Raw genomic sequence first — 11,136 nt, 5'->3', positions numbered from 1 at the left:
CGCGTCCGGACCGGCCAGCTGGCACAGGGTTTGGCGGCCGTAGAACTCGCCCGCGGAGTCGGCCGCGTCGAGCGTGACGCCGTCGGGCGCGATCGGCCACTAGGAACCCAACCCGTGCCGCTCCCGAACAAGCTCCACAATCCCAGCCATAATGTCGGTCAGTTCGTAATCCTTAGGCGTAAACACCCGAGCAATACCGCGCTCAGTCAACAAGGCGGCGTCGTCGGGCGGGATAATGCCGCCCACGATTACCGGGATGTCGCCCGCCCCGGCAGCACGCAGGCCGTCAACCACCAACGGCACAACCTCAAGGTGAGAGCCAGAAAGCACAGACAGCCCAACCACGTGCACACCTTCCTGCACAGCAGCCGCGACAATCTGATCCGGAGTCAACCGAATCCCCTGATAAATAACCTCAAACCCAACATCCCGAGCCCGAACCGCAACCTGCTCAGCCCCATTGGAATGCCCGTCCAACCCAGGCTTCCCCACAAGAATCCGCAGCCGCTCGCCCATCTCAGCCTCAGTGCGACGAACCAGCTCCCGAACCCGCTCCAACTCCGGATCCCCTTGCCCAGCAGCTGAAGCAGCAGAAACCCCAGTAGGCGCCCGATACTCCCCGAACACCTCCCGCAGAGCCCCGGACCACTCCCCAGTAGTAACCCCAGCCCGAGCACACTCCAAAGTAGCCTCGAACAAATTATCCGAGGTAGAAGCCGCCGACTTCAAAGCAGCAAGAGAAGCAGCAACAGCAGCGTTATCCCGCTCCTCCCGCCACTTCTCCACCGCGGCAACAGCAGCCTTCTCCACGGCAGGATCAATAGTCTCGATCGCCTTAGCCCCCTCCGCCTGCAACGGCGACGGCTCAGTCGTCTCGAACTTATTCACCCCAACAAGAACCCGCTCGCCGCTCTCCATCCCCCGCCGATACTCGGCAAGAGACGAAACGAGCTGCGATTTCATATACCCACTCTCAACCGCAGCCACGGCCCCGCCGAGATCCTGCACCCGCGCGATCTCGGCCCGAGCCCCAGAAACGATCTCGTCCACTTTGGACTCGACAACCCGCGACCCGTCGAAAATGTCCTCGTACTCCAGCAGATCCGTCTCGAACGCGAGCACCTGCTGCATCCGCAACGCCCACTGCTGATCCCACGGCCGCGGCAGCCCGAGCGCCTCGTTCCAAGCAGGCAGCTGAATCGCCCGCGCCCGCGAACCCCGCGACAACGACACCGCCAGCATCTCCAGCACGATCCGCTGGACGTTGTTCTCCGGCTGTGCCTCGGTCAACCCGAGCGAGTTCACCTGCACGCCGTACCGCAGCCGGCGCGCCTTCGGGTTCTCGACGCCGTAGCGTTCGCGCGTCAGTTCGTCCCACAGCTGCGTGAACGCGCGCATCTTGCACATCTCTTCGACGAACCGGACGCCCGCGTTCACGAAGAACGAGATCCGCGCGACGACCTTCTCCATGTCGGCCTGGTCGACCTGGCCGGAGTCGCGCACCGCGTCGAGCACGGCGATCGCGGTGCACAGCGCGTACGCGACCTCCTGCGTCGGCGTCGCGCCCGCTTCCTGCAGGTGATAGCTGCAGATGTTGATCGGGTTCCACTTCGGCACGTGGTGCACGGTCCACGCGATCATGTCGGTGATCAGCCGGAGGCTCGGCCCGGGCGGGAAAATGTAGGTGCCGCGGGACAGGTACTCCTTGATGATGTCGTTCTGCGTGGTGCCGGTGAGCTTGGCCAGCACCTCGTCGACGTCGCGGCCCTCGGCTTCGGCCTGTTCGCGGGCCACCGAAACGTACAGCGCGAGCAGCCACATCGCGGGCGCGTTGATGGTCATCGAGGTGTTCGCCTCGGCGAGCGGGATGCCGTCGAACAGCCGCCGCATGTCGCCGATGTGCGAGACCGGGACGCCGACCTTGCCGACCTCGCCGCGCGCGAGCACGTGGTCCGGGTCGTAGCCGGTCTGGGTCGGAAGATCGAAGGCGACCGACAGCCCGGTCTGCCCCTTGGCGAGGTTCCGCCGGTAGAGCTCGTTCGACGCGGCGGCGGACGAATGACCCGCATAGGTGCGCATCACCCAGGGCCGGTCGCGCTCGTGGTCGGTGGGGTACGGCACGGTGCACCTCTCTTCGCCGAGACGACCGCCCGAGTGTACCCGCCGGTAACTTAATCGGCGGAGTGGAATCGGCCACGCCCGGGTGACGCGCCGGGCCGGACGACCACTACCCCGCGGTCAAGGTCGACGGTACCCAGCGGCGGCGCTCCCTGCGCTTCCTCCTCGAGGGTCATCTCGACCGAATCGCGGTGTTCGAGCTCGTTGCGCTTGGTGCCGTAGAGGAACGCGGTAACCTCGTCGAGGTACGTCGAGGACAGCCGCGCCTTGAGCCGGGACGGCTTCTTCTTCCGCCGCAGTTCCCAGCCGCCGACGATCAGCAGCACGATGGTGGCGACCGGCAGCGAGAGACCCAGCAAGGTCAGCAGCATGGTTAGCCAACGGCCGGGCTGCGCGGAGTGTTCCGGGCAATCAACTCGGCGACTTGGGCGGCGTCCGGGACCGCCATGAGCTCCGGCAACATCGGGTACCAAGCGGGCCGCGACCGGTAGCCCTGGTCTCGCAGCCATTCGGTGGCCGTGGGGTGGAAGTCGATCGTCCCGGTGCCGTCGCCGTGGTCGCGCACCCGCGGCGGGCGGAGGTAGCCGAGCGGCACCCACCGGAATTCGACACCGGGCTGCCACTGCGAGACGAAGATCAGCCTGCGGTCGGTAACCAGGTAACTGGTCCCGGCGACGAAGCTGCGGCGCTCGCGGTTGCGCTCGACAGCGGTACCGGCGAGCAGGCCGAGCACAACGATCCAGGGGACCGTGTCCCGGTAGCTCAGGTTGAAGATCGCGGTCGCCGCCGCTGCGGCGACGAGCACGATCACGACTGAGAGGTAGGGGTGGTAATCGCGGTAGCGCCGCACGTACCTCTGCGGCCGCCCGGACCAGAGCAGCTGTTCATCCTCGGCCAGTGGGTACATGACGCCTCCTCGCTCCCGAAGAGTGCACGCCGTCCGGTTCGCCCGGGTTGCCCGGCGGGTCGGAATTATTGGGTGCCGCGGCGGCGAGCGATCCGGGCATGTTCTACCCAGCGGCCGGGGTGCGCGGAGCATGCTGGGCGATCAGCTCGGCGACGTGTTCCGGATCCTCGATCGCGACCAGTTCGGGCACCATCGTCGTGAGCAACGACCGCGCCTGGATCTTCTGGGCGCGCAGCCGCACCCGCGCGGGTGCCCCGAAGCCGACGGTGCCCGTACCGTCGCCGTGGTCGCGCACCCGCGGCTCGCCCAGGTCGGGAAGCCACACCCAGCGGTACTCGATGCCGCCCGGACGGTCAGCGACGAAGACGAGCCTGCGGTCGGTCACCAGGTAGGTCAGCACCCCGAACAGCACCCTCCGCTGCCGGTTCTGTTCGGCGATCAGCGCGATCGCCAGGATGAAGAAGCTCGGCCACAAGCTGAACGTGACGGGATCGATGTCGAACGCCACGATGCCGACGGTGCCGGACACGACGATCACTCCGAAGCCCACCGCCACTGCGACGTAATTGTGGAAGTCCGCGTACCGGCGCACGTAGCGCCGCGGCCTCCCGGACCAGAGCAGTTGTTCCCCTTCGGCCAGTGGATACATAGCGCCCTCCTCGCTCCCGAAGAGTGCACGCCGTCCGGTTCGCCCGGGTTGCCCGGACGGCCGGAACCACTGTGACGGAAATCCGCGAGACGCCGGCCGATCCGGGATCTACCGTGGTCAGACGTGACGTGGAGCGGGTACGGCAGTTATCTGGTGATCGTGGTCCTCATCGTGCTCGCGCCGGGGCCGGACACGATGGTGATGCTGAAGAACGCACTGTCCGGCGGGGCGCGCGGCGGCTTGCTGGCCACCGCCGGCATCTTCGCCGGCAACGCGGTGCAGGGCACTGCCGCGGCGCTCGGGCTCGGCGTGGTCATCGCCCGTTCGCAGCCGGTGTTCCTCACGCTCAAGTGGCTCGGCGCGGCTTACCTCCTCTTCCTCGGCGTCCAGGCGCTGCGCGGCGCCTGGCGCGGCAACTACGACGCGGTCGCCGACACCCAGCGCAAGCGCGCCAGCGGTTTCCGGCGGTGGCGCGAGGGATTCCTGTCGAACATCACGAACCCCAAGGTGCTGGTGCTGTACCTGTCGGTGCTGCCGCAGTTCCTCGACCCGGTGCGCACGACGACCTGGGACGCGCTGGTGCTCGCGTACACGGTCGCCGTGCTGGGCACGATCTGGTTGCTCGTCCTCCTGTTCTTCGTGCACCGCGTCCGCGCTTGGCTCAGCCGCCGCAAGGTCCGCCGCGCACTGGACGGGGTGACCGGCACCGCGCTGGTCGGGTTCGGCGCGGCGCTGGCCCTGGAATCCTGACCCCGGTTCAGCCCGGATCAGAGAACGTCGTCCAGCCAGTCGTAAATGCGGCCGTTCGCGAGCCGCATCGCGCCGACGTGGCAGTGCGCGTCCGCACCCTCCTCCGCGGTGAAGTTCAGCAGCTTCTTCGGGCCGCTGATCCGGTCGTACAGCTGCTGCGGCTCGCCGGTGAAGAACAAGTCTTCCGGAGCGTCGCAGATCAGCGCCGGGCACGTGATGCGCTCGGCCACGCCGTCGTACAGGTTGTATTCGAGGTACTTCGCGAGGAACTCTCGATCGGTCGCGCCGCCCATCACGTAGCGGCCGTGGCTCAGGGCCCAGCGAACGGTCGGGCTCTGTTCCCGCGCGGCGGCTAGAAACGCGTCCAGTTCAGGATCTTCCGGCGCGTTCGCCCGGCGGACGACCTCGTCGCGCTCCCACGGGAGCTGGTGCACAAAGGCCGCGCCGGCGTCGAAGAGTCCGTCCACGGCGACGACGGCCGACAGCCTCGGCTCGAACGCGGCGGCGCGCGGCGCGAGCATCCCGCCGAGGCTCCAGCCGATCAGCGCGACCTTGTCCGGGATCACGCCCGGGAGAGCGAGCGCGTAGTCGAGCACCTGGCCGACGACGTGCTCCCAGTCCGGGCGGAACAGCATCCCGTCCCGGTGCACAGCGCTGGGCTGGCCTGGGCCGTCGAAGGTCAGCACGTGGTAGCCGCGTTCCTGGCCCGCCGTCGCGCCCATGAAGTGCAGGTCCTCCGCGCTGCCGTCGAAACCGTTGTGCGCCACCAGAAGCGGCTTCGGGCCGTCGCCGGGAGCGCGGTAGAAGTAGCCGCGCAAGACGTGGCCGTCGTAGGGGATTTCGATCCGTTCGACGTTGTCGATCGACTCCACGGCGCGCTGGAAACACTCGACGTTGCGCTCGTAGGCGTAGTTGATCCGCGGGTCTTCCGGGTTGCCGTGCAAGAAGAACTCGGCGCGGCGGTAGTACGTCGAGGCGCGCAGGTACGCGTCGCGCGCGCTGACCGGGTGCATGGTGGCGGCTTCGGCGTAGAGCCGCTCGGCGGTGGCGAGCCACGCGTCGTGCCAGCTGTCGTAGTCACCGGATTTGATGTTCGACGCGATCGCGACGACCTCGCCGAAATCCGCGCCTCCGTAGGCGATCTGGCCCAGGGCGATGAGCGTCTCGAACCAGAATTGCGGGTCGTCTTCGAACAGCAGCGGCTTCATCGGATCTCCTCTTTCGCGAAGGTGCGGAAGTCACGGGCGGGTCGTCCAGTGACCCGCTCGACTGTGTCGGTCACCCGGTCCTCGGCGCCGCCGCGGATCGCTTCGTCCAGCAAGGCGAGCATTTCGGCGTACGACTCGGGAAGGCCGTCGCGGACCAGGAATCGCTGGTACTCAAGGGTGGAAACCGGTGCGTGCACGACCGGATGGCCGAGCTGTTTCCCGACGATCCCAGCGGCCTCGTCGTAGCTGAGCGCGCGCGGGCCGGTGATGAGGTGATCGGTGTTGTGCGGTTCCGGATCGAGCAGTGCGCGGACGGCGACCGCGGCTATGTCGCCCGCATCCACGAACGCCACCCGGGCGTCGCCGGTCGCGGTCACGATCCGGCCCGCGCGGGCGCTGTCGCCGACCAGGTGCCCGGCGGTGAAGTTCTGCATGAACCACGACGGGCGCAGCACCGCCCAGCCAGGCTGCCTACGGACGAGGCCTGGCAGAGCGCCCACCACCGGGGTGTTTTCGGCCACGGCGGACGAACTGAGCAAGACCACTCGTGCGTCCGGCGCGTGCTTGAGGAACTCCTCGACAAGCGGCTGCGGATCGGCCGCGACCGGTGCGATCAGGTAGACCGCCGAGACCCCGTCCAGCGCGGGGCCATACGTCGCGGGCTCGTCCCAGTCGAACCGGATTTGGCCTGGCTTAACGGGATTCCGCGTTGCCGCCCGAGCACGTATCCCTTCGGCTTCGAGACCGCGCACGACCCGGCTGCCGGTGGTGCCGGTCGAGCCGAGGACGAGGACATCAGACACCCGGCACCCCGAGAACGTCGATGACCGCGAGCGGGCTGAAGTAGTCGCGATAATGGCGGATCAGGCCGTCGCGGACGGTCAGGATCACGACATAGCCCAGGCGGTACGGCTTCTGCGTGGCGACCGCGATGCCGGCCAGCTCGAACTCCGCGATCGAAACCTCCGGGTCAGTCGTCTGGTGCACGGTCTTCGCGGCGACCTCGCGGACGTCGAACAGGTTCGGGTAGTTGCGCAGGTACTCGGCCAGCGCGGCGCGGCCTTCGACGCGCTTGGGCTCACCGGGCGCGGCGAACGGGAACTCGAGCACGGCGTCTTCGGCGAACAACTGCACGAATCCGGCCATGTCGTGCTGGACCAGCAGATCGAGCGCGTGATCGATGAATGTCATCGAACCCCCTCCTCAGGAACGGACGAGACGGTCCCGTCTCGACGCCAACGTACACGGGACGGGACCGTCTCGTCCACACGCTATGCTCCTTGGCATGACGACCCGCCGGACGCCGACCGGAGCTGCCCTGCTGCAGCCCGACGTCACCTACGCCATCACCGAAGCCGTGATTGACGAGCTGGCCGATCACGGCTTCGGAAGGCTGTCGATGGAAGCGGTCTCGAAACGCGCGGGGGTCGGGAAAAGCGCGCTATATCGGCGCTGGCGGTCGAAAGACGAAATGATCGGCGCGGTCATCGCGGAATTCAGCCTGGCGCGCGCGGTGGACCCGGACACCGGCAGCCTGCGCGGCGATATCCGGGCCACCCTGGAAGCGCTTTACGGATGGATCACGCACCCGCGGTTCTCGCGGATTTTCCCCGGGCTGATCGCGGAAGCCCGCCAAAACCCGGCAATGGCCGAATTCGCCCGCGAAGCAATCGGCGGACCGCGGCGGGCCATCAACCAGGCGGTGTTCACCAGGGCGATCGAGCGCGGGGAGATCCCGGCGGACACGGACATCGAGATGGCTTTGGACATGGGCGCGGGGATCGTTTACTGGCGGCTGATCGTGCGCGGGATCCCGGCGGAGGAAGGGTATTTGGATCAGGTTACGGACCTGGTGGTGCGTGCGCTGAGCAGGTAGCCGCCGCCGCTCAGAGCAGGGTTGTCAGCTCCACTGACACCTCGACCGGAGTGGCGACCCGGATAGTGCCCTGGTGTGCGCCGGTCGGCACGTAGGAATGAGTAGTCGCGTCGAGCCGGTAGCAGAAGACAGTGAGCCCGCCGACCTCGTCGGTCGTGTTCTCGATCCGCCAGAACTGCGGGATTCCGGCAGCGGCGTACTCGGCGGGCTTGTCGATTTGGTCGACAGTGATCGAGCCTGGCGACATCACCTCGACGACGAGGCGGCAGTGCTCCGGCCGGAGCACTGCGTCGGCGAGGTCGCTGCCGCGGGCTGATTCGAGTCCGCAGGACAGCCGCCGAATGATTCTCTGCTGCGTTCGCGACCGTGCTGGCCGATCACGAACTGAGCCATACCCCTCGGCAGCGTTCTTCGTCCCACTCCGCGTAATCAGCCGCGGTGCAGCCACCGCTCAAGCCCGCTCCGGCTCCCCGGCAACCCGGTCGATCCGGGCACCCAGCCGATTCAAGTTCTCGACGAAATGCGGGTACCCGCGGTCGATGTGGAACACGTCCCACACCTCCGTCACCCCATCGGCGCACAGCCCGGCCAGCACCAGCCCGGCTCCGGCACGGATGTCCGACGCCCACACCGGCGCGCTCGACAGCTTCTCCACACCGCGGACCACCGCGTGGTGGCCGTCGGTACGCGCGTCGCCGGACAGCCGGATCATTTCCTCGATGAAGCGGAACCGGGCCTCGTACACGTTTTCCGTGATCATCGAGGTGCCCTCGGACACCGCCGACAGCGCGACCGCGAACGGCTGCAGGTCGGTGGCGAAACCGGGGTATGGCAGGGTCACCCAGTCGACCGCCTTCGGGCGTTCCGGCTGGACGACTCGGAAGCCCTTGTCGTCGTAGGTGGTGACCTCCGCGCCGGCCAGGCGCAGTTTGTCCAGGACCAGGTCGAGGTGGTGCGGGTTCACGCCGCGCACGGTCAGGTCGCCGCGGGTCATCGCGGCGGCGAACGCCCAGGTCGCGCCTACGATGCGGTCGCCGATGACGCGGTGTTCGGTCGGGTTCAGTGCTTCGACGCCGTGGACGGTCAGCGTCGAGGTGCCCGCGCCCTCGATCTTCGCGCCCATTTCGGTCAGCATCGTGCAGATGTCGGCGATTTCCGGTTCGCGGGCGGCGTTGTCGATCACCGTCGTGCCCTCGGCCAGCACGGCCGCCATCAGGATGTTCTCGGTCGCGCCGACGCTCGGGAAGTCCAGCCAGATCTGGGTGCCGACCAGCGTTTCGGCCTTCGCGACGACACACCCGTGCTCGATGGTGCTCGTCGCGCCCAGCTTGCGGAGGCCGTTCTGGTGCATGTCCAGCGGGCGCTGGCCGATCGCGTCGCCGCCGGGCAGCGCGACGACCGCCTGCTTCAGGCGGCCGACCAGCGGGCCCAGCACGCACACCGACGCGCGCAGCTTGCCCATCGCCGCCGAATCGGCGCGGTGCGACAGCTCCTTGGGCGTGGTGATGCGCGCCGTGTCGCCCTCGATCTCCACCTCGCAGCCGACACTGCGCAGGACGTCGCCCATCAGCGGGACGTCCAGGATCTGCGGGCAGTTCGTGATGGTCGTGGTGCCTTCGGCCAGCAGTGCCGCGGCCATCAGTTTCAGCACGCTGTTCTTGGCGCCGACCACGTCGACCTCGCCGACCAGCCGGGCTCCGCCATGCACGTCGAAGTGCTCGCTCATGGCCGCCAATCATGCCCTCTCGCCCAGTTTTGCCCGAACCCGGGCCGGTAGAGTCGAACGTATGGTGGTTCGTATCAACCGGGTCTACACGAAGGTCGGCGACAGCGGCACGACCGCGCTCGGCGACGGTTCCCGGGTCCCGAAGACTTCCGCCCGGCTGTCCGCCTACGCCGACACCGACGAGGCCAATTCCGTCCTCGGCCTGGCGATCGCCCTCGGCGGGCTCACCGACGAGATCGCGGACGTGCTGCGCCGGATCCAGAACGACCTGTTCGACGTCGGCGCGGATTTGTGCCTCCCGATCCAGGAGGACCCGCCCTACGAGCCGCTGCGCATCACCGAGGCGTACCTGGAGCGGCTCGAAGGCTGGTGCGACGACTTCAACGAACGGCTGCCGAAACTCACGTCTTTCATCCTCCCGGGCGGCACCCCGGGCGCGGCGTTCCTGCACCAGGCGCGCACCGTCTCCCGCCGCGCGGAGCGGTCGGCGTGGGCGCTGATGGAGGCCGAACCGGACACGTCCAACCCGATCGCGGCCAAGTACCTGAACCGGCTCTCGGACCTGCTGTTCATCCTCGCCCGGCTGGCCAATCCGGAAGGCGACGTGCTGTGGCAGCCGGGCGGCTGATCGCGGCCTCCGTTCCCGCCGCGGCAGGCCTCGCCGCCGGCGGTTGGGCGGTCCGCAACCTCAAGACGTACGGCTGGGCGATGGCCCGCACGCGGCGTGCCGGATTCACCGAACACGACGCGGTGGTCAACGGTTCGAAGCTCCATTACGCGCAGGGTCCGGCCGGTGCAAAGCCCGCGCTGCTGCTGATCCATGGCCAGGCCGTCGACTGGCAGAGTTACGCACGCGTGCTGCCGGAGCTGGCGCGGGACTTCACGGTCTACGCGGTCGACGTCCACGGGCACGGCCACTCCGCCCGGGCGCCGGAGAAGTACACCGCAGCCGCGATCGGGGCTGATCTGGCCCGGTTCGTCGAGGAGATCATCGGGAAACGGGTCGTCGTATCCGGGCATTCCTCGGGCGGCCAGCTGGCGGCCTGGCTCGCCGGGAACCGGCCGGACCTGGTCCGCGCGCTGGTGCTGGAAGACCCGCCGCTGTTCGCCACCCTGCTGCCGCGGGCCGAGAAAACCTGGAACTGGGTCGACCTCGCCACGGCCTGCCACACGTATCTGCGATCCGGCGAATCCGACTGGGGCGCATACCTCTTCGAGCACCAGAAGCTGTGGGACTTCTTCGGCGACGGCGCGGCCCGGATCGTGCGGTCCGGGCTCAAGCGGCGCGAGAAGCATCCAAACCGGCCGATCACGCTGTTCTTCATGCCGCCGAGCTGGAACGACATGCAGCGCGCGGTCGAGCACTACGACCCGCGTTTCGGCGACGCCTTCTACACCGGCGCCTGGGACGAAGGCTTCGACCACGAGGCGACCCTGCGCAAGATCGAAGCGCCAACGATCCTCGTCCACGCCAACTGGAAATACGGCGAGGACGGCGTCCTGCAAGGCGCGATCGACGCGGACGACGCGCGGCAGATCGCCTCACTGATCAACGACGTCGAGGTCGTCCGGGTGGACAGCGGCCACAACGTGCACGGAGAGAAACCGGCGCGGTTCGCCGAGCTTGTCCGCGCCGTCACCGCCCGGCTCTGACTACCGGGCCCAGCTGGCTTCCTGAGCGGCCCAGTACCGCTCGTAGTCGACGTCCCAGGTCGAATCGCGGCCCGGCTCGACAGCCTGGGCCACCGTGAGGTCCTCGAGCCGCACCGGCTTCGGCAAGGTCTGCCACCGGCGAGCGCGGTCTTCCCGTTCTCGGGCGTCCATGCACCTAGGGTAGCGCCGGAAAACCCGCTGCACGAGAAACAAAAACCGGGCCCGCCGCAATGGGCAGGCCCGGCCGGA

Annotated in this window: 14 protein-coding genes; 4 read left to right on the top strand and 10 right to left on the bottom strand. The window is 68.0% G+C overall.

Annotated elements, in window-relative coordinates:
• Positions 1 to 99: 99 nt before the first annotated feature.
• The 4 genes from ACWDNU_RS09345 to ACWDNU_RS09330 form a co-directional block, all read right to left on the bottom strand.
• Positions 100 to 2,121 carry a protein meaA gene (locus ACWDNU_RS09345; RefSeq protein WP_449668422.1) on the bottom strand — a complete coding sequence of 674 codons (2,022 nt, stop codon included), beginning with the start codon at positions 2,119 to 2,121 and terminating at the stop codon, positions 100 to 102.
• Positions 2,122 to 2,171: 50 nt separating this feature from the next.
• Positions 2,172 to 2,489: a DUF6191 domain-containing protein gene (locus ACWDNU_RS09340; protein ID WP_344271494.1), complete on the bottom strand. Its 318-nt coding sequence runs from the start codon at positions 2,487 to 2,489 to the stop codon at positions 2,172 to 2,174.
• Between the two features lie 2 nt (positions 2,490 to 2,491).
• Entirely contained in the window at positions 2,492 to 3,025 is a 534-nt protein-coding gene (locus ACWDNU_RS09335) for a hypothetical protein (RefSeq protein WP_449668421.1), read from the bottom strand.
• A gap of 103 nt (positions 3,026 to 3,128) precedes the next feature.
• Positions 3,129 to 3,674: a hypothetical protein gene (locus ACWDNU_RS09330; RefSeq protein ID WP_449668420.1), complete on the bottom strand. Its 546-nt coding sequence runs from the start codon at positions 3,672 to 3,674 to the stop codon at positions 3,129 to 3,131.
• A gap of 123 nt (positions 3,675 to 3,797) precedes the next feature.
• Here ACWDNU_RS09330 and ACWDNU_RS09325 point away from each other — a divergent pair, with 123 nt between their 5' ends.
• Positions 3,798 to 4,424, top strand: a complete 627-nt coding sequence (locus tag ACWDNU_RS09325; RefSeq protein ID WP_370934657.1) for a LysE family translocator — start codon at positions 3,798 to 3,800, stop codon at positions 4,422 to 4,424.
• A gap of 17 nt (positions 4,425 to 4,441) precedes the next feature.
• Here the strand turns inward: ACWDNU_RS09325 and ACWDNU_RS09320 are convergent, their stop codons facing one another.
• From ACWDNU_RS09320 to ACWDNU_RS09310, 3 genes are read right to left on the bottom strand one after another with little or no spacing between them, the layout of a single operon-like run.
• Entirely contained in the window at positions 4,442 to 5,632 is a 1,191-nt protein-coding gene (locus ACWDNU_RS09320; protein ID WP_449668419.1) for an alpha/beta hydrolase family protein, read from the bottom strand.
• A complete protein-coding gene (locus tag ACWDNU_RS09315) occupies positions 5,629 to 6,435 on the bottom strand; it encodes an ergot alkaloid biosynthesis protein (RefSeq protein ID WP_449668418.1) in 807 nt (268 codons plus the stop codon). The genes ACWDNU_RS09320 and ACWDNU_RS09315 overlap by 4 nt, the downstream gene beginning before the upstream one ends.
• On the bottom strand, positions 6,428 to 6,823 hold the full coding sequence (locus ACWDNU_RS09310; RefSeq protein ID WP_370934654.1) for a nuclear transport factor 2 family protein: 396 nt from the start codon (positions 6,821 to 6,823) through the stop codon (positions 6,428 to 6,430). Before ACWDNU_RS09310 ends, ACWDNU_RS09315 begins: the two co-directional genes overlap by 8 nt.
• Positions 6,824 to 6,917: 94 nt before the next feature.
• Between ACWDNU_RS09310 and ACWDNU_RS09305 the strand changes: the two genes are divergently transcribed.
• Positions 6,918 to 7,508 (top strand): TetR/AcrR family transcriptional regulator, encoded by a 591-nt coding sequence (locus tag ACWDNU_RS09305; RefSeq protein ID WP_449668417.1) that lies wholly within the window; start codon positions 6,918 to 6,920, stop codon positions 7,506 to 7,508.
• 10 nt (positions 7,509 to 7,518) lie between these two features.
• On the opposite strand, the gene ACWDNU_RS09300 is transcribed toward ACWDNU_RS09305, so the two are convergent.
• Positions 7,519 to 7,755, bottom strand: coding sequence for a hypothetical protein (locus tag ACWDNU_RS09300; protein ID WP_449668416.1), 237 nt, complete (start codon positions 7,753 to 7,755; stop codon positions 7,519 to 7,521).
• Positions 7,756 to 7,959: 204 nt separating this feature from the next.
• Positions 7,960 to 9,234, bottom strand: coding sequence for a UDP-N-acetylglucosamine 1-carboxyvinyltransferase (gene murA / locus ACWDNU_RS09295; protein ID WP_370934651.1), 1,275 nt, complete (start codon positions 9,232 to 9,234; stop codon positions 7,960 to 7,962).
• A 61-nt stretch (positions 9,235 to 9,295) separates the two neighbouring features.
• On the opposite strand from murA, the gene ACWDNU_RS09290 reads away from it, so the two are divergent.
• Both ACWDNU_RS09290 and ACWDNU_RS09285 read left to right on the top strand, forming a co-directional pair.
• On the top strand, positions 9,296 to 9,862 hold the full coding sequence (locus tag ACWDNU_RS09290; RefSeq protein WP_370934650.1) for a cob(I)yrinic acid a,c-diamide adenosyltransferase: 567 nt from the start codon (positions 9,296 to 9,298) through the stop codon (positions 9,860 to 9,862).
• On the top strand, positions 9,844 to 10,887 hold the full coding sequence (locus tag ACWDNU_RS09285) for an alpha/beta fold hydrolase (RefSeq protein WP_449668415.1): 1,044 nt from the start codon (positions 9,844 to 9,846) through the stop codon (positions 10,885 to 10,887). Before ACWDNU_RS09290 ends, ACWDNU_RS09285 begins: the two co-directional genes overlap by 19 nt.
• Here the strand turns inward: ACWDNU_RS09285 and ACWDNU_RS09280 are convergent, their stop codons facing one another.
• The gene (locus ACWDNU_RS09280; protein ID WP_370934648.1) at positions 10,888 to 11,058 is read right to left on the bottom strand and encodes a hypothetical protein; all 171 of its coding nucleotides are present in this window, start codon (positions 11,056 to 11,058) and stop codon (positions 10,888 to 10,890) included.
• Positions 11,059 to 11,136 lie beyond the last annotated feature (78 nt).

It is taken from the genome of Amycolatopsis sp. NPDC003676, from assembly GCF_053587275.1.
The sequence above is the reverse complement of the archived record's forward strand: the minus strand, read 5'-3'. Positions and strand labels throughout refer to the sequence as shown.